This is a genomic window from Soehngenia saccharolytica DSM 12858, assembly GCF_059568515.1.
In genome coordinates, this window is the sequence record NZ_JCANTN010000021.1 from 16,524 (window position 1) to 36,031 (window position 19,508).

At 32.1% G+C, this 19,508-nt stretch carries 19 protein-coding genes; 18 read left to right on the top strand and 1 reads right to left on the bottom strand.

What is annotated here, in order from left to right:
* The 4 genes from BO51_RS06840 to BO51_RS06855 all read left to right on the top strand — a co-directional run bounded on the left by BO51_RS06840 (position 1) and on the right by BO51_RS06855 (position 2,773).
* Positions 1–69, top strand: a complete 69-nt coding sequence (locus tag BO51_RS06840) for a type II secretion system protein (RefSeq protein WP_496485251.1) — start codon at positions 1–3, stop codon at positions 67–69.
* Positions 70–93: 24 nt separating this feature from the next.
* Positions 94–324, top strand: coding sequence for a hypothetical protein (locus tag BO51_RS06845; protein ID WP_496485215.1), 231 nt, complete (start codon positions 94–96; stop codon positions 322–324).
* Between the two features lie 9 nt (positions 325–333).
* On the top strand, positions 334–1,317 hold the full coding sequence (locus BO51_RS06850) for a prepilin-type N-terminal cleavage/methylation domain-containing protein (RefSeq protein ID WP_496485217.1): 984 nt from the start codon (positions 334–336) through the stop codon (positions 1,315–1,317).
* A 106-nt stretch (positions 1,318–1,423) separates the two neighbouring features.
* Positions 1,424–2,773, top strand: coding sequence for an MATE family efflux transporter (locus tag BO51_RS06855; RefSeq protein ID WP_496485219.1), 1,350 nt, complete (start codon positions 1,424–1,426; stop codon positions 2,771–2,773).
* 30 nt (positions 2,774–2,803) lie between these two features.
* On the opposite strand, the gene BO51_RS06860 is transcribed toward BO51_RS06855, so the two are convergent.
* Positions 2,804–4,258, bottom strand: a complete 1,455-nt coding sequence (locus tag BO51_RS06860; RefSeq protein WP_496485221.1) for a Na+/H+ antiporter NhaC family protein — start codon at positions 4,256–4,258, stop codon at positions 2,804–2,806.
* A 232-nt stretch (positions 4,259–4,490) separates the two neighbouring features.
* Here BO51_RS06860 and rlmD point away from each other — a divergent pair, with 232 nt between their 5' ends.
* The 14 genes from rlmD to BO51_RS06930 all read left to right on the top strand — a co-directional run bounded on the left by rlmD (position 4,491) and on the right by BO51_RS06930 (position 19,146).
* On the top strand, positions 4,491–5,831 hold the full coding sequence (gene rlmD / locus BO51_RS06865; RefSeq protein WP_496485223.1) for a 23S rRNA (uracil(1939)-C(5))-methyltransferase RlmD: 1,341 nt from the start codon (positions 4,491–4,493) through the stop codon (positions 5,829–5,831).
* A gap of 24 nt (positions 5,832–5,855) precedes the next feature.
* Positions 5,856–6,668 carry a sugar phosphate isomerase/epimerase family protein gene (locus BO51_RS06870; protein WP_496485225.1) on the top strand — a complete coding sequence of 271 codons (813 nt, stop codon included), beginning with the start codon at positions 5,856–5,858 and terminating at the stop codon, positions 6,666–6,668.
* A gap of 35 nt (positions 6,669–6,703) precedes the next feature.
* Positions 6,704–7,672: a Gfo/Idh/MocA family protein gene (locus BO51_RS06875; protein WP_496485227.1), complete on the top strand. Its 969-nt coding sequence runs from the start codon at positions 6,704–6,706 to the stop codon at positions 7,670–7,672.
* A 105-nt stretch (positions 7,673–7,777) separates the two neighbouring features.
* Positions 7,778–8,782, top strand: a complete 1,005-nt coding sequence (locus BO51_RS06880; protein WP_496485229.1) for a LacI family DNA-binding transcriptional regulator — start codon at positions 7,778–7,780, stop codon at positions 8,780–8,782.
* A 63-nt stretch (positions 8,783–8,845) separates the two neighbouring features.
* A complete protein-coding gene (locus BO51_RS06885; protein WP_496485231.1) occupies positions 8,846–9,814 on the top strand; it encodes an ABC transporter substrate-binding protein in 969 nt (322 codons plus the stop codon).
* Positions 9,815–9,882: 68 nt separating this feature from the next.
* Positions 9,883–11,382 carry a sugar ABC transporter ATP-binding protein gene (locus BO51_RS06890; RefSeq protein ID WP_496485233.1) on the top strand — a complete coding sequence of 500 codons (1,500 nt, stop codon included), beginning with the start codon at positions 9,883–9,885 and terminating at the stop codon, positions 11,380–11,382.
* A 3-nt stretch (positions 11,383–11,385) separates the two neighbouring features.
* Positions 11,386–12,426, top strand: coding sequence for an ABC transporter permease (locus tag BO51_RS06895; protein ID WP_496485235.1), 1,041 nt, complete (start codon positions 11,386–11,388; stop codon positions 12,424–12,426).
* Positions 12,427–12,444: 18 nt separating this feature from the next.
* On the top strand, positions 12,445–13,479 hold the full coding sequence (locus BO51_RS06900; protein ID WP_496485237.1) for a Gfo/Idh/MocA family protein: 1,035 nt from the start codon (positions 12,445–12,447) through the stop codon (positions 13,477–13,479).
* A 14-nt stretch (positions 13,480–13,493) separates the two neighbouring features.
* Positions 13,494–14,408 (top strand): sugar phosphate isomerase/epimerase family protein, encoded by a 915-nt coding sequence (locus BO51_RS06905; protein WP_496485239.1) that lies wholly within the window; start codon positions 13,494–13,496, stop codon positions 14,406–14,408.
* Positions 14,409–14,558: 150 nt separating this feature from the next.
* Positions 14,559–15,089 carry an ECF transporter S component gene (locus BO51_RS06910; RefSeq protein WP_496485241.1) on the top strand — a complete coding sequence of 177 codons (531 nt, stop codon included), beginning with the start codon at positions 14,559–14,561 and terminating at the stop codon, positions 15,087–15,089.
* Positions 15,090–15,106: 17 nt separating this feature from the next.
* A complete protein-coding gene (locus BO51_RS06915) occupies positions 15,107–16,705 on the top strand; it encodes an amidohydrolase (RefSeq protein ID WP_496485243.1) in 1,599 nt (532 codons plus the stop codon).
* 269 nt (positions 16,706–16,974) lie between these two features.
* Positions 16,975–18,036, top strand: a complete 1,062-nt coding sequence (locus BO51_RS06920) for an FAD-binding protein (RefSeq protein WP_496485245.1) — start codon at positions 16,975–16,977, stop codon at positions 18,034–18,036.
* A gap of 100 nt (positions 18,037–18,136) precedes the next feature.
* Positions 18,137–18,694: a CD3073 family putative ECF transporter S component gene (locus BO51_RS06925; RefSeq protein ID WP_496485247.1), complete on the top strand. Its 558-nt coding sequence runs from the start codon at positions 18,137–18,139 to the stop codon at positions 18,692–18,694.
* Positions 18,694–19,146, top strand: coding sequence for a CD3072 family TudS-related putative desulfidase (locus BO51_RS06930; RefSeq protein WP_496485249.1), 453 nt, complete (start codon positions 18,694–18,696; stop codon positions 19,144–19,146). The genes BO51_RS06925 and BO51_RS06930 overlap by 1 nt, the downstream gene beginning before the upstream one ends.
* Positions 19,147–19,508 lie beyond the last annotated feature (362 nt).

Sequence of the window (19,508 nt, forward strand, 5' to 3'; positions counted from 1 at the left end):
GTGAAAAGAAAGAATGGTTTTACGCTTATTGAATTAATCATATCAATAGCTATCCTTGGGTTAATTTAGGTAACATTCTTATCTATATTTAACATGGGATTAATCAATATTTCAAGAGCTGGGAACAGAACGTCAGCTGTAGAAGAAGCTGAAAAAAATATTTCTACACCGTCTGAAATTAATGATTTTAATATTACAGTTAAGCTACCAGATAAAGCTGATGGAATCGATGTTATAGTCAAAGGCCGAGTATATGAGTCTAAAGTAAACATATTAAATTCTGACGATTTTGTTGATATTATTAGATATATACCTGTAAAGTGAGGTTATATTATGAAAAGAAATATAAAGGGTATCACTTTAATTGAAGTTGTTTTAACTGTAGCTATTTTTAGTATCATTATAGCTTCTATTTATGCTGTGTTTTTTGCTGGACAAAATTCTTTCGCAACAAGCACAAATAAGGGACTTGCTCAGGAAAGTGTCAGACTTGCAGAGATATTTTTAACTGATGAATTAAAAAATACAACATCGCTAATTACAGAAACCGAATTTGAGGAAGGAATCGTCAATAAAACAATATATGGCATAAAATACGATAATGGGAATCTTTTGCTTTCGGAGTATCAATACAATACAACAACAACCAGTTATGATGGTTCAGTAGTACGAAAGTTAAAAGGCGATTGGAATAAACTTACAATAAGTAGCTTGATAAACGGAATTTTAGATGTTTCCATTGAACAAAAAGAAAAGTTATATAATAGGAAATCCACTTACCCGTTAGAATTTTCCATAAAGTTGATTAATGACAACAATTTAAGAAATGATAGTGTTTGGAATTTGACTAGTGGAGATGAGATTTATTTCATTAAGTCAAGCAATGCTCAATTTGGACAAATTAAAATTATTGAAGATACTGGAAGTGGCGGATCTACAGGTACTGGAGGAGGAAATCCAACATATACAGATATTGTAATTACGAATATAAAAATAGTTGAAAACAAGAATAACTGGAAAACTTTATATGATGGGTCTACTCCCAAATTTTCAAACAATACGTTGAATATATACATTGGGAAGGGAAGAAAAAATGTAAATATTGAAATAAAATTTCAAAAAGAATATACAGGTTTAATCGTATCTACGGCTAATACATCAATCAAAATTAATGTTGTTGGTACAGAATGTATTTTAAATAATGTTGAATTAGGAAATGTTCAAACTGCCACAATTAATATAGGATATGATGGAGATACTACAGGATCCCATACCAAAACAATAAAAATTATAGCTGACGACAAGCCAAAAAAATAAATATTTACATCGAGTAACAAAATTAAAAAATAACTTAAGTCTTCACAAATTATCATAAATGTGCTATTATACAATAATTGCACATTTATTTTTTAAGGAGACGAATATGAAGGCATTAAAAGACAAAGTATTTTTGAAAACAATGTTGACTTTAGCTTTACCGGTTGCAATTCAAAACTTAGTGTCGTCATTATTAAATATGGTTGACACATTGATGATAAGTAATTTAGGTAGTGCTAGTATAGCTGGAGTTGGGCTAGCAAATCAGGTTTTCTTTTTATATATTTTACTTACTTTTGGCATAAACAGTGGCGGAGCTATTTTTATTGCACAATATTGGGGAAAAGAAGATATTAAGAATTTAAATAAAAGCCTTGGATTTGCTATAATGACTTCTTTTATTCTGGGATTAATTTTTACTTCGGTAGCTTTGTTATTCCCCAAACAAATATTAGAGCTTTTTACAAAAGAGACTGATGTAATAAATTCAGGAGTTCAATATTTAAGAATAGTATCGCTATCATACATTATGACTGCAATTAGTTTTAGTTATTCTATCGCATTGAGAACTACAGGAAAACCTCATGTTCCACTAATAGTTTCAATTATATCACTTGGAACCAACACATTGTTGAATTACATTTTGATATTTGGGAAATTTGGAGCGCCTGTATTGGGAGTAAAAGGAGCGGCAATTGCAACTGTTATAGCAAGAGTAATAGAATTCACATTACTTCTGCATGCGGTTTATAGAGGGAATGAGTATTTAAATGCCAGTGCGAAAGAATTATTCGGTTGGAACAAGGAATTTATAAAGAAATACGTAAGCATAACATATCCAGTTATATTAACTGAAGGATTTTGGGCTTTGGGACAAGTCATGTACACAATTGCTTATGCTAAGCTAGGAAAAAGTGCAACAGCGAGTGTCCAATTGACTAATACCATACAAAATATGTTTTTTGTTGTTGTAAAAGGTCTAGCAAGTGCATGTAGCATTATGGTTGGTGGCAAGATTGGAGCAGGAGAGTACGATGAAGCTTATGATTATGCCAAGAGTTTCATAATATTATCTACAGTATCGGGAGTAATACTTGGGTTAAGTCTAACTTTATCTTCAGATCTGATATTGAAATTATTTAATAACTTAGAACCAGCAGTTTATAGTTCAGCAAGGTCAATAATTATTATAATGGGCTTGACGTTTGTGATTAGGGTATATAACAACATTTCAATTGTGGGAGTCCTTAGATCAGGCGGGAATACAAAAGTAGCTATGAAGATAGACTTATCAACTGTATGGCTGATTGGAGTTCCATTAGCTTTTATAGGGGCTTTGATTTTAAAATTACCCGTACAATATTTATTTTTGCTGATCACTACCGAGGAAGTTGTCAAAGCTATATTAGGGGTGCCGATAATAAAATCTAAAAAATGGATACAAAATATAACATAAGGTGAGCCTAAGCCCACCTTATGTTATATCCTATTTATTTAATTTTTTTAATTTTACATCTGGCTCAGATGGAAGTTTAAATAGAGGAATGAACCTATCAAGTCCCGTTAATGTCAATAGAAGTATAGAGACTACAGCGATTATTGCCAAGTAATTACGTGATATTATTTCAAAAACATTGAATTTATACAATGGATAAACTGCGCTGGCAATACCTATATAGAAAGTCATATAAACATGCCATGGAATAAGTTGAGAACCAAAGACACCTAGAGCGTCAGAAAAAGTTGCATTTCTTAATCTCAATTTATACATATCTTCTTCACTAGCTTCTACATTATCTTCGGTTAATGTTCTTGTGATTGGGCCAATTGTTACAATTTGTGCCATTTCATCAGAAAGAGCCATGTTTCCAACTAATGAAAGAACTCCATTGTAGAACATAAGTTGTCTTACATTTCTAGATATTTTAGCTATTAAATTGGAAAGTGGTGAAAACGCGTTTATTTTACCCATTATTCCACCAAATGCACCTACCCACATCATCATTACAATAACCCATGATCCTGCATCAGAAAAACCTGTTAGAATCGAATCCAAGAAAGCAGATATAGAAGTTACTGTTCCTGTAAACAATCCAAAAATCAAAGATGATATTATCCCTAAGAAAAGACAAGCTAGTGTTGGTAAACCTTTAATAGCTGATATAATTACAATAATAAGTGGTATTATCATAATAGGTGATACACCCTGCTGAACTTGGTTTAGCAAAGTAACAGCAGCTGGTCTTTGCTCATTTAGGTTATCCCAAACTTCTTGCGGGATGGCTGCGATTGCTTCATTAGCATTTGCAGTAACTCCAGGTAGATGCATGCTAGAGATAAATATAATTATCGCAGCAGTAACTAAGCACAAAATAGACCATACGCCTTGATGCCTGATTCTATGTATAACTTCTACTTTTTGAATGCCAGAACTTACTACTGTAGTATCGGAGATCAATCCAATATTATCACCAAAGCATGCGCCTCCAGCTATTGACGCTGTTGTTAGAACTATATCTCCTCCGACAATGTGGTTCAACCAAAGGAATATAGGTGCTGCTGCAGCAAACGTTCCCCATGAAGTTCCAGTAGCAACAGACAAAACACATGTTACTAAAAAACCAGTTACTGCCACAGTTTTAGCACTTAATCCTAACTTCAAAGAAACATTGATGATTGATGCAGCCACTCCAGCCGACATAAATATTTCAGCCATAGCATATGCTGCCATTAGGATAAAGAAAACCAACTGCATTTCTTTTACATTATTTATGGCGGTTTCTACTATTTCGTTGAATGATAATTTATCAGTTATAAATGCTACTATTGCAGCCCATACAGCAGCTAAAGGTGCAGCTAATAAAGCATCCATGCCTGATATCATTAGTCCTGCCATTAGAAATACTGGTGTAAACTTAAAAATTGCAATTACTACATTCATTACTTAACCCCCTGTAAATTAGTAAACTAGTGATAAAAAAATATCAATCATATATAAATATAAACCTCTCTAAATAAATAGTCAAGAAAATTAAAGCAATTTATTAAAAAATTCAGATTTTCTGGATATATAATGTAAATGTGAAAATTATGTAAATAGAATCTATTAATAAATAAAAATAATATCCGCGTAATATGATAAAATAAAAATAGAAAGAAAATGGAGGGCTAAAATGGAAATTGGTAAAATATACAATGGAGAAGTAGTAGATTTTAATTCAGAAGGATTCGGTGTAATAAAGCTAGAAAAACAAGTCGTATTTGTTGATAACTGCATTATAGGAGATATAGTTGAGTTTGAAATCATCGAAGAAAAGAAGAATTATTCAATGGGTAAAGCTATAAATATCATACAATATTCTGATCTGAGAGAAAAATACGAATTTGATACAACCAAATTAGGCGGAGGAGTACCTTTAATAGAATTAAAGTATGAAGAACAATTGAAATGGAAGGAAAAGAAAATAAGAAATGACTTATATAAGATATGTGGAATAGAATATGAAATAGACCCAATTCTGGGCATGAATCATCCTTTTAGATATAGAAACAATACACAAATTCCTGTAGGTGTAAAAAATGGAGAGAAGATCATTGGATATTATAAAAGAAAATCTAATGAAATAGTTCCAATTGAAGAAGATATTCTTCAAAAGGAAATAGGCGATAGAATAATTAAATCAATAAAAGAGTGGATGGATCAATATAACATCGAAGCTTATGACAGACAGAATAAAAAAGGAAATTTAAAGCACATCGGGATAAGGACTAATCAAGACTCATTGGCGATGGTTATTTTGGTTACCCAGACAAAAGAGATTCCTCATAAAAATGAATTGATTCATAAATTGGTGAGAGATACAGGTAGTGTCATAAGTATCTATCAAAATATAAATAAAGATGATAAAGCGAAATACGGTAAGGAATTCATACATTTATTTGGTGAAGAATTTTTAGTGGATTATATTGGAGATATAAAGTTTAATATATCACCAGAATCCTTTTTCCAAACAAATTCTTTCCAAACAGAAAAATTATACAGTATAGTGAAGAAATATTTAAATCCTAGTAAGAAAGATTTAGTATATGACTTATACTCGGGGATAGGTAGCATTGCTTTGTTCATTGCTAACGATGTTGGCAAGGTCATTGGAATAGAATATATAAAATCAGCCGTCAGTGATGCTAAGAGGAATGCAGTAGAAAATAATATTGACAATGCACATTTTTACCATGGCAAAGTAGAAGTATTATTGCCCGAGTTGCAGAAAAAGGAAGGAAAGCCAAATAAAGTTATTTTAGATCCACCAAGATCTGGTGCTGGTAAAAATACTTTGTCAGAAATAGTAAACTTAAATCCGGAAACAATTGTTTATGTCTCATGTGATAGTGCCACTTTTGCGAGAGATTTAAGAATCCTATTGGAAAATGGATATAGAGTTGAGAGAATAAAACCTGTGGACATGTTTCCGCACACTACAGAGGTTGAAACTGTAGCTTTGTTACAAAAATAGATTAGGATAATAGGAGATAATTTTATGAATAGGTTAATAGGAGTTAATTCAAATTCATATCACAACTTTACGCTTGATGAAGCTATCGAAGGCATTAAAAATGCAGGATTTAAATACATTGAATTGACTGCAACTAAAGGCTGGACAGAGCATGTGTTTTCAGATATGAGTTTTAAAGAGCTAATTTTTATAAAAGATAAACTTAGCAAGGCTAATTTGATTCCTTTTGCATTAAGTGGTCATTGCAACTTAATGGATAAAAATAGGATAGAGGATTTCAAGCTAAATATTGAATTGGCTGCGTTTTTTGAGTGCAAATATATAATAAGCTCTATAGGTGAAGCTCATATTCAAGATAAAAAGGAAACTTCAGACGAAGTGGTTGTAAACAATATCTCAAGCTTATTGCCTATGCTGAATAAATATGATCTAAAACTTTGTTTAGAAATTCACGGCAGGCATAGCACAGGAGAAACTATTATGCCAATAATAGAGATGTTGAATTCACCGTATGTAATGATAAATTATGATACTGCAAATGCTATATTTTATGGCGATGCTGACATATATGACGACATAGAAAAATGTGTGAATAAAATTGGTTTTATGCATATCAAAGATAAAAACGGCTTGCCAGATGAATGGAATTTTCCAGCTCTGGGGAAAGGATATATTGATTTTCCAAGAGTATTTGGCATACTGCAAAGCTATAAGAACAATTGCCCAATGAGCATAGAAATAGAATTTACTAAAGAAGGGCCAAAGAACCTTGATGAAGTTCATAATGCGGTGAAAGATTCTTTTGATTACTTAAAAAATGTCGATATTATGATTTAATACAGCTTTAAGCATAGTAAAAGAGGAGGCCTATTATGATAAATATTGGATTAGTTGGATTTGGGGGAATAGGAAAAGTTCATTTGGATAACTATTTACTGCTAGAGAATGTAAAAGTTAATGCTGCTGTTGTAAATTCCGAGTCAAGTAAATTAAAGGCACAAGCGATGGGATTAAGAACATATAAGACAATGGAAGAGATGGTAGCGAATGAAGATATTGATGTAATAGATGTCTCAACTCCTACTTATTTGCACAAGGAACATGTATTAAAGGCCTTATCACTAAATAAAAATGTAATAGTTGAAAAACCAATAACTTTAAACAAATCAGATGCTATTGAGATGTTCGATTTTGCAAAAAATAGAAATCTTAAACTCTTTGTCGCTCAAGTGGTAAGATTTTCATATGAATCAGAAATTTTGAGGGATATTTGTGTAAATAATAAATTGGGGAAAGTCCTTGATGCGTATTTTGAAAGACTATCTTCAGCGCCAAAATGGTCATCAAATAATTGGTTTCTAGAAAAAGAAAAAAGTGGGCATATACCTTTTGATCTGCATATACACGATCTTGACTTGATGATAAGTTTATTTGGTAAACCATTATCATTTGATGTAAGAACTTGTGGGAAAAATGATTTATCATTTAAAGAACAATATAGAATAAACTATCATTTTGATGGATTTGACGTACTGGCGACTGCTTCTTGGTATAATTCGAACTATCCATTTAAAGCAAATTGGAGGGTAGTATTTGAAGAAGGCATATTAGAATATAATAATCAAAAACTTATTTTATTTGAACCAAACAAAGATCCAATAGTTTATGAAGACAATACGCATAGGATGATCAATACAGATATTAACTTGCCATCATCATCTATGTTTTACAAGGAATTAAAATATTTTATTTCATGTATTGAAAATGGCGATGATACTTTTATAAAACCAACTGAGATACTAAATACAATAGAAATACTTGAAAATATTTTAAATTATTGAAATATTTATTTATTTATATTGACAGTCTAAATTTGTAAAGCTATACTCAAATTATAAATGGAAACGTTTATTTATGTATGAAAAGGATTACATTGGAGGCGAATCATGTCAACTATTGAAGATGTAGCAAAAGAAGCTAATGTATCTGTAGCCACTGTTTCAAGAGTGATTAACAATCCCGAAATTGTAAAAGAAGAAACAAGACTCAGAGTCTACGAAGCTATTGAGAAACTCTCGTACGAACCCAATATATCAGCAAGAAATTTAAGGAAAAATGAGACTAGAGTTGTGCTTATTGTAACTCCCAACATTACAAACCCCTATTATGCACATATACTTGCAGGTATTGGAGATATGGCACAAACACATGGATATAGTGCCCTCATATATAATACATATGGTAAAGAAAGCGAGCAAAAGAAAGCACTTGATATGTTAAAGAAAAAAAGATCAGATGGGGCGATTATATTAGCAAGCAACATGGATTCAAATTGGATAGAGGATTACGCCTCTGAGTACCCTATTGTGCTATGTTCAGAATATCCAATGGATGTAGATATTTCAAGAGTATCCATCGACAACTATGATGCTGCATACAATGTCATGCAGTATATTTACAGCCTAGGGCATAGAAAAATTGCCATGATTTCAAGCACTAACAATTATATATCTACATATTTGAGGCTAAAAGCTTATCAGGATTTTTTAAATATAGAAACCATTGAATGTAATGAAGAATATATACAATATGCAGATGAAGTATATTCTTTTAAAAGCGGGAAAGAAGCTACATTGAAATTATTAAATCTTAAGGAGAAACCAAGTGCGATATTTTGCATCTCTGACACTATAGCTTTAGGTGCTATTGCAGCAATTAAAGAGTCAAATCTAGATATACCTCAGGACATATGTGTTGTTGGATTTGATGATGTCGACTATACGACTATGTTTCATCCTTATCTTACAACAGTTTCTCAACCATGTTATAAGCTCGGCACAGAATCTTTTAGGTTGTTGAATAATCTCTTTAAAAATGGAATAAAGTCAATAGAAAAGAGAATAATACCTTATGAACTTATTGTGAGAGAGACCACCAAATCTTTATTTTAATGGGTGAAGTTAATTGTGAACTATTTTCACAACTAACTATATAATTAGTGAGGAGGATTAATCATGAAAAAAGCAGGAAGTGTCATTTTAACATTAGCATTAATATTTTCGCTTCTACTTACTGGGTGCAGTGATGGCTCGAATGTTTCGAATAACGAGGGCAAAACTGGAGATAAGTATAAACTTGGTATCCTTGCTCCAGCTGTAACTCATGGTTGGGTAGCGGCAGTGGCATATCACGCAGAAGCAAGAGCAAAAGAATTATCAGATGAAATTGAGTACCAAATTTACACGAGCTCCAATGCTGAAGAGATGACCACTCAACTCGATGACTTAATGACATGGGGAGCAGATGCGATAGTAGCTTTTCCACAATGGGAAGGCATGGAAGTACCTATACAAAGAGCTATAGATGAGGGCATAAAAGTAGTAAACTTTGATATTGAGATCAATGCTGATGGAGTTTATAGAGTTTCTGGTGACAATTATGGAATAGGAGTAGCAGGAGCTGAATACATTGTGGATAAAATTGGAACAGAAGGAAATGTAGTGATTCTTGAAGTTCCAACTTCTGGATCAGTTTCAGAGCTAAGGAAGAAAGGCTTTTTAGATAAGGTTGAGGAGATTGCTCCAAATTTAAATCTTTTAACTTATGCGACAAAATTCACTAGAGAAGATGGGTTAAAAGATTTTGCAGATATTTTAACTAGCAATCCCAAAATAGATGCTGTATTTTCGATGGATGATGAAACATCTATAGGAGTTTTGCAAGCGATAAATGAAGCAGGAAGAACAGATATAAAAGTGTTGACTGGTTGTGGCGGCATGCAGGAGTATTTTAAACTTATGCCTGAATATGAAAATATCTGGCTTGAATCAGCGTTATATAGTCCTGCTATGGTCAAAGATGCAATAGATGTTGCATTGAAGCTCTTAAAAGGCGAAAAAGCTGAAGAAGTCACTATAATACCTACAACTGTTGTTGATAGAACGAATTATCAAGATTATCTTGACCCAAATTCTCCATATTAGAAATTTTAAAATTTAAGAGAGGTTATCTATCCTCTCTTAAATTATATATGAACTATGGTGGTGGTTTAATGAGTATAGAGCTTAGGGATATATACAAGTATTTTGGAAGCAACGAAGTTTTAAAAGGAGTAAATTTATCAGTTGAAGACGGTGAGATATGTGCATTGATAGGGGAAAATGGAGCTGGAAAATCTACACTAATGAATATATTGGGAGGCGTAATAAAAAAAGATTCTGGAAAAATACTCATAGATGGGAAAGAGGTCGATTTTAATAGACCTATTGAAGCGATTGAAAACGGAATATCATTTATACACCAAGAACTAAATTTAATCAATGATTTACCTATTTATGAAAATATGTTTATTGGCAGAGAGATAAAAAATACTAGCGGCTTATTGAACCATAAAGAAATGTATCTGAGAACAAAAAAAATTTTTGAAGATATGAATATCAATCTAGATCCAAAGACAATGGTAAGAGATTTAGATATTTCATATAAACAAATTGTAGAAATCACAAGAGCTATGATAATGAATGCAAAGACTATAATCATGGATGAACCAACGACATCCTTAACTGAAAAAGAAATCAAAAGAGTTTTTGAGATGATGTTGAATTTAAAGAAACATAAAGTAGGGATAATATATATTTCTCATAAATTAAATGAAATCAAAGAGATATGTGATAAATATTATTGTCTAAGAGATGGCTATTTGGTAAGCGAAGGTCTTGTAAGAGAAGTAAGCACTGATGATTTAGCCATGTTTATGGTGGGACATATACTAGATATAAAAGAAAATAGAAAAGAAGTTAAACTCGGAGATGAAATTTTAAGAGTTGAAAATTATTCTAAAAAAAATACATTCAATGATATTGATTTTTCGCTTTACAAAGGAGAAATACTAGGTTTTACTGGGCTTTTAGGCGATGGAAGGAGCGAATTATTTCAGTGCATATGCGGAATTGACAAGCAAGACTACGGGAAACTGTTTATTGAAGAAGAATTGTGCAATATAGATAGCGTAGTGAAAGCAATCAATATGGGAATTGGGTACTTGCCAAAGAACAGAAAAGAGAATGGAATAATAAAAGACATGAATATACTAGAAAATGCTTCAATTGTTGTGTGGCCAAAGTACTCGAAGCGTGGACTTATTAATTTTAAATTGCATAGGGAAATATTTAGGGATCAAGTTAAATCATTGAGAATTAAGATGATAAAGGAAACTGACAACATTAACAATTTGTCTGGAGGAAATCAGCAGAAAGTAATATTAGCTAAGTGGTTAGCAACCAATCCTAAGATTATGATTTTAGACAATCCTACTCAAGGAGTTGATGTGGGGGCTAAAGAAGATATATATGACATCATAAGAAACCTCGCTGATAAAGGGATGGGAATAATAGTGTTATCCAGTGAAGCCCAAGAGATCGTAAGACTATGTGATAGAGCGATTGTAATGTATCACGGGAAAATACAAGGAGAAGTGTCTAAAGATACTTTAAATGAACATGACATCATGAAACTAGCTACTGGCAGTAACATAAAGAGTGAGGTGAGCTAATTAATGGCAGAGATTTCTAAGAAAGAAAATAGCTTAATTCTAAAACTTAAATACAAATGGTCAAATCAACCGCTTTTTAGCACTGCTATTGCATTGGTTATAATAATTGTTGCACAAACTCTAGTTTTAGGATTTGATTATGATTCAATCGGCAGTTGGTTTATTTCTTGGTTAAATAACTGGGTGAACATATTGAGAAACAATGCAAGCATTGGAATAATAGCATTGGGCATGACTTTAGTTATCATTTCAGGAGGAATAGACTTGGCAGTCGGTTCTACATTAGTTGCAACAGGTGCTGTGCTTATGATGCTTATTGACGAAGGGCCGAATGGTATCCTGATAAAACTGGGAATTACTGGAATACCGGCATTTATTGTAGCTATATTGCTTATATTACTTATGGGAAGCGTTTTAGGAAGTTTAATAGGAGTATTAATAACGAAGGGAAAAATTCCGCCATTTATTGCAACATTAGGTGCTATGAAGATTTTTAGGAGTGTAACTCAGCATTTTATGCAAGGGTACAATCCGACTGTGCCAAGGGAATTTCTTGTAATTTCGAATTTGAAATTTGGAAAATACATGATCATGCCAATTGTTTATTGGATTATTTTATCAATAATATTATATTTTATATCTAAGAAAACTGTATTTGGCAGGCAAGTTATAGCAGTTGGCTCAAATGAAAAATCAGCAAGACTTTCTGGTGTAAAAGTAGAGAGAGTGAAGACGCTCGTATATACTTTATCTGGGTTGTTAGTGGCAATTGCTTCAATAGTCCAAGTTTCTAGAATAGGCTCAATGGATTTTGCAAATGCTGGCAGTGGCAGTGAAATGGATGCAATAGCAGCAGTTGTAGTCGGTGGAACAAGTATGAGTGGTGGTAAAGGTCAAATACTTGGAACAGTGCTTGGAGTCTTAATCATCGCAGTAATGAATAATCTTCTTAATCTGTTTGGAGTGCCTCCATTTTTGAGGGAAGCTTTTAAAGGCGTAATTGTTGTAGCTGCAGTTTTATTGCAAAAGAAAGAGAAAGTTTAGAGAGTTAGGAGGTATATTATGATTAGAGTTGGTGTGATTGGCTGTGGAAAGATAGCTCAAGTAAGGCATATTCCAGAGTATTTAGATAATAAAAATGCACAATTGGTTGGATTGTATGATAGAACTTCAGAAAGAGCAAAGTTATTAGCTGATAAATACAATGTAATACATTATGAAGATTATCATGATATGCTTAATGATGAAGAAATAGATGCTGTGAGTATATGTGTGGCGAACAATCTACATGCCAAGATTACAATTGAAGCATTAGAGAAAGGAAAACATGTACTTTGTGAGAAACCAATGGCCACTACTTTAGAAGATTGTCTGCTTATGGTTAAAACTGCCAAAGACAACAATAAAAAGTTATTGATAGGGCACAATCAAAGATTGGCGAAGGCTCATATATATGCTAGAAGGTTAATTGAAAATCAAGTAATCGGTGACTGTTTAAGTTTTAGAACAACATTTGGGCATTCCGGGCCAGAAACATGGAGTATAAATCCAGGATTGAATGTTTGGTTTTTCAGTAAAGAAGTTGCTACAATGGGGTCCTTAGCTGACCTTGGTATTCATAAGACAGATTTAATAAACTATCTACTAGATGATGAAATAGTTGAGACCACCGCTATTCTTTCAACTTTAGACAAAAAATATGAAACAGGAGAACCTATTTTAGTGGATGATAATGCAATTTGCATATATAAAACAAAAAAAGGAGCTATAGGTTCTATGACTGCAAGTTGGACTTATTACGGGCCTGAGGACAATAGTACTGTAATATATGGGACTAAAGGAATAATGAAAATTTATGATGATAAAGATTATGCAATAAAATTGTTTTTGAAAAATGGAGAAAAAATAGATTTCGATCTAGAAACAATCCAAACAAATGACAATCAGACTAAAAGCGGAGTTATTGATGAATTTATTGATAGCTTAGAGAACAATACTGATTCAGTACTATCTGCTGAACATATACTTCCTTCCATGAAAGCAATTTTTGCAAGTATAGATTCATCAATTACTGGATCCACTGTAAGAATTGAATAGAAAGAAGGGATATTATGAAAATAGGATTTGTAAGTTCGATATTAGCTGATAAGAGTTTTGAAGAAGTAATCGATATTGCAAACAAATTATCTTACCAATGTGTTGAGTTGGCTTGTTGGCCTAGAGGAGAAGCTGAAAGAAGATATGCAGGAGTAAGCCATATAGATGTAGACAATATCGATGATAAGAAGGCAAGTTATATTAAGGATTATTGTGTTCATAAAAATGTAGAAATATCATCATTAGCTTTTTATCCAAACACTGTAGGCAATGATTTAAAAATGAGAGAGAAAAATGTCAAACACCTATATAAAGTTATAGATGCAAGTGCAAGATTAAACGTCAATATGGTGACGACATTTATAGGCAGAAATCAGTTTTTAAACATTGAAGACAATCTTAAGCTTGTTAAAGAAGTTTGGCCAGACATCTTAGAATACGCAAAAAGAAAAAATGTTAAGATAGCTATTGAGAATTGTCCAATGCTTTTTGACAAAGACCAATGGCCTGGTGGACAAAATTTATTTAATTCACCAGATATATGGGATAGAATTTTTGAAATATTGCCAAATGAGAATTTAGGGATTAATTATGATCCAAGTCATTTCATATGGCAAAATATGGATTATATTGAGCCAATATACAAGTACAAAGAAAGAATATTTCATATTCACTTTAAAGATATCAAAATAAATAAAGAAAAATTAAAAAAATGTGGTGTTTTAGCATATCCATTAGAATACATGACACCTAAGATACCGGGTTTAGGGGATTGCATGTGGAATAAGTTTATTTCAGCATTATCGGATATAGGCTATGATGGATATTCATGCGTAGAAATTGAAGATAAAGCTTTCGAAAGAGACGATGCCTCAATACTAAAAGGTTTGATAATCTCCAAGAGATATTTAGAGCAATACCTTGCGTAGAAAACTTTTTTTCTCAGGCTAGTATTTTCTTGTAAAAGAAATGCTAGCTTTTATATTAAGTTTTCCTTCTTTATGGTATATTTATAGTTAAGTTAAATTAAATAATATAAACTGTTAAATTGTGGTATATATCATACGAGGGGTGATATTATGGAAAGCAACACTAAAAAACTTGTTCAAGCTTCAGTACTGCTTGCAATCGCAATTATTTTTCAAATTATTGGACGAACTATTCCAGAAATAAATCAATTTATTGTTGGACCAATTGTCAACATGGTGCTTATTTTGACTGCTTATATTTGCGGAAGATGGTTTGGAGTTGGTGTAGGGGTATTAACTCCCGTATTAGCTTATCTTGTAGGTCAATTAGCTGCCCCATTGGCTCCTTTCATTCCATTTATTATGGTGGGGAATGCTATATATGTATTGATATTTAGCATCTTTATGGAGAAGGGCCAAACCCAAAGGATTATTGGAGTTATATTAGGTTCTGTTGTAAAATTCTTATTTTTGTCATTCTCTGCAAAAAAATTGATATATGTATTTGGACTAGAGTTTCCAACAAAAGTTGCGAATGCACTAGCTGTGAGTATGAGTACGCCTCAGCTCATAACAGCTCTAGTAGGAGGAGCATTTGCATTGATAGGAATAAATATTTTGCGAAAGAGAAGAATCATTTAGCAATTAAGGAGGCTAAAATGAAAAAGATTTTTTATAATGGGAAGATATACCAAAACAGAGATAAGTTTGCGCAAGCAATGCTGGTCGACAAAGGGATTATAAAGGATATAGGAACAAATGAATATATACTATCTTTAAAAGATGGCTGTGATTTGATTGACTTAAAAGGCAAAACAGTGATTCCTGGATTTAATGATTCACATCTTCACTTAGAAGGAGTTGGTTACAGATTATCTAATCTGAATTTATATGGTTTGAAATCAGTAGATGAAATAATTTTTAGAGCAAAAGAGTATATTAATGACAATAAAATCGATGATATATTATTAGGGAACGGCTGGAATCAAGATTATTTTGTTGATGAAAAAAGACTTTTAAATAGACATGATCTAGATATGATTTCAACTGATATCCCTATAATTTTCACAAGAGTATGTGGACACATTTTAGTAGCGAATACAAAAGCTTTGGAAATTTTAGGGATCGATGAAAGCCTGCTAGATATTGAAGGTGGGAAAATACTTAGAGAAGAAGATGGATTTCCAAATGGAGTGTTTTGTGAAAACGCAATGAAGTTATTTAACAAGTATTTGAAAACTACAACTTCATATCAAAGAGAAAAATATCTAGAAAAGGCAATTAATCATGCTATAAAAAATGGCATAACTTCTGTTCAAACTAATGATGTAAATGGCGATAATTATATGGATGTACTATCTGCCTATAAAAAGTTAGAAAGAGAAAGTAAACTTAACATAAGAGTTACACACCAATGTGCTTTTGAGGATATTTCATCTTTGGCAGAGTTTTTTAAAGAATTGAATGAAGATGAATACAATACAAGTTTTAATAAAATAGGACCTATAAAATTATTTGCAGATGGCTCGCTTGGGGCAAGAACAGCCTATTTAAGGGAAGACTATAAAGATGATTCAGGAAACAAAGGTGTGAGAATATACACTGATGAAGAACTTGATGAAATCACAAGATACATTGATTCAAATAATAAGCAGATGCTTATACATGCAATAGGTGATGGTGCGGTTGAACAGGTACTCAATTCATATGAAAAGATAATTAAATATAGCAACAATAAAAGACATGGCATAGTCCACTTACAAATAACTGATGAAGAAATATTAAGGTTGGTAAAAGACTTGGACTGTTTAGCATTAGTACAACCTATATTTCTAAACTATGATATTCACATCGTAGAGGATAGGATTGGCGAAGAATTGGCAAAGACATCTTATGCTTTTAATACATTGATTAAAAGAGGTGTACATTTATCACTCGGAACAGATGCTCCTGTTGAGGACCTCAATCCATTTAACAATTTGTACTGTGCTGTAAATAGAAAAGATCTTAATGGATACCCTGATAAATCTTGGAATGAAAGCGAAAGAATGGACATTTACGATGCAATAGACGCGTATACTTTAGAGTCAGCATATGTAAGTTTTGAAGAAAGCCTAAAAGGAAGACTAGAGAAGAATTATTATGCCGATTTCGTCGTACTTGATGATGATATATTTGAAATAGATACTGAAAAAATAAAAGATATAAAAATAAATATGACAGTGGTAGACGGAGAAATAGTTCACGAGAATCAATAAATGAAAATTTAATAAATAGAATGATTTAAACACCTGAAAGATATAATACTTCACAATAAATATTTATTAATTTACTTGAAAGGATGATATCAATTAGGTGTTTTTTCATTTTTATTTTACAGTACATCATTAGTGGCGCAATTTTAAGTCTGATAATAATTACAATGATTTTTTAATATGGATATTCAGACGAAATTATTAAGTAAAACAATAAAAATATATTGTAAAACGATATTTTTTCCTTTATTATGTAATAGAGGGGAGATATCATGTACGATATAATAATTATAGGAGCAGGTCCTGCAGGTTCTAATCTTGCAAGATTATTGAGTAAAAAAAAGAAAGTGTTGCTAGTGGATAGAAGAAATTTTATGAGCTATACCTCAATAAATGAAAAATTATGTGGGGGGTTATTAGCTCCTGATGCTCAACTAATGTTTGCAAAGTTAAACTTATCTTTGCCAAACAGCATATTAGTAAATCCTCAGATATTTGCAGTTAAGACAATTGATTTAAATAATAACATAAAAAAATATTATCAGAGGTTTTACTTGAACTTTGACAGATTTAAATTTGATAAATGGATGTTTGATATGATACCTGATGACATTGAAAAAATGGTCAATACAGTTTTTACTGGTTGTAGAAAAGAATCTAATAGTATAACTGTAAAGCTTCGCACAAAAGATAAGGAAATGGAAGTCGAAACAAAGGTATTAGTTGGCGCTGACGGATCGAATTCATCGGTTAGGAAAAGTGCATATGATGCTTATAAATGGCCAAAACAATACCTTTCTATACAGGAGGTATATAAATCAAATACAATATTGCCTTATTATTTAGCAATATTTGATCATTGTATCACTGATTTTTATTCTTGGATCATACCAAAAGAAGATACAATATTAATTGGTTCAGCTTTGAATAGAGATGGTGCGAAAGAAAAGTTTGAATTGCTGAAGATAAAATTATCAAATGAGGGTTTTGATTTATCTAATTTAATAAGTACGAAAGGAACTTTTATAAATAGGCCAATACGAAATAGTGAAATTTGTTATGGCAGAAAAAATATATTTTTGATTGGAGAATCGTCTGGTTTAATTAGTCCAAGTTCTGCTGAGGGTATCAGCTATGCACTATATAGTTCAAGTATATTAGCTAATATCATAAAGAACTGCAATGAAAATGATGTCGATGAAATATACAATAAAGAAATGAAGAAAATGAACTTCAAAATGACACTAAAACATATTAAATCACCTTTTATGTACAATAATTTTTTGAGGAAAACAGCAATGAAATCTTCATTACTTAGTATTAAAGGGTTATAAAATATATCAATACAATCACGTTGAACTATTAAATAAATCTATTTTATTAAACGCTATCCTACGATTATAATTTAAATATCTTACAAGAAAGAGGGATAGCATGAAGAATAAAAATTCAATATTAATAATTTCAGCCTTAGCAGTAGCAATTAACATTGTTTTAGGCACATTAGTTTCAAGGTTACAAATACCATTATTGTTTTTAGATACCTTAGGTACGATTTTCATAGCTGCATTGTATGGACCTTGGTATGGAGCTAGCGTTGGAGCAATTACTAATATTTTAACTCCTATATTGTCTGGAAACCCTAAGGACATTCCTTTTTTTATAGTGAATGCAGCAATTGGTTTAATAGTTGGAATCATAGCAAAGAAATACAAATTTGGCACAAAACAGGCAATAATCACTGGAATTATACTGGCAATAGTTGCTCCATTAATTGGAACGCCAATTGCTGTATATGTTTATGGAGGTTTAACTGGTTCAGGAAATGATATAATTTTTAGCATTTTAAAGCAATCAGGTGCTGAGGTTTTTACTGCGGCTTTTATTCCTAGAATAGCTGGCAATTTAATAGATAAAATTCTTTCATGTTTGTTAGCGAGTTATATGATTAAAAGACTGCCGAAAGAATATATTAGAGGAGATAATATATAATGCTTGATAACGACGAAAGAGGCAAGAAAATAGTTGTAGTAAGTCACTGCATATTAAATCAAAACTGTGTAGTACAACCAATGGCAAGAGCTAAGGGAGCTTTTAAAATAGCTTCAAGATTTATTGAAGAAGGGATTGGAATTATACAATTGCCATGCCCTGAACTAAGGCATTTTGGGTTAGAAAGAAAACCTATGAGCAAATTTGATTATGACACTCCAATTCACAGAGAGATGTGCAGACACATGCTAAGGCCTGTTATAAAAGAAATAGAAGAATATACAAATCATGGCTATGAAATAGTAGGAGTAGTAGGTATAGAAGATAGTCCAAATTGTGATATAAATGAAAACAGAGGAATATTTATGCAGGAATTATTCAAATTGTTGAATGATGCAAATATTCAATTAAAAAGTTATGAGATACCTCTTGATTATGATGAATTGAAGTAAAAAAATAGTCCAAAATGGACTATTTTTTTAAGTGTGCCCAGCATGAGCAACAACTAGGTGGTGAAAGTCCACTACGGGCTTGGTAGTAGGAACCGTTAGCCAAGAGCAAGGGTGTCCATGGTGACGTGGAATCTGAAGGAAGCTAGAGGCAAAATTCTGAACCGACGAACAGAAATCACATCAGGCTGAAGTAGAGTGGATGAGTTTGCTTAACAAAACAAAGTCCAATACTACCCGAACTCTACACAGTAAATGTGGCGGTTACATGGAAGGAAGGTTGTTGTTCTTACCTGGGGAGATCTCATGGACATGGAGAAACAAAGTATGAACCATGGTTGAAACAAGATTTGTCATGAGAAGTC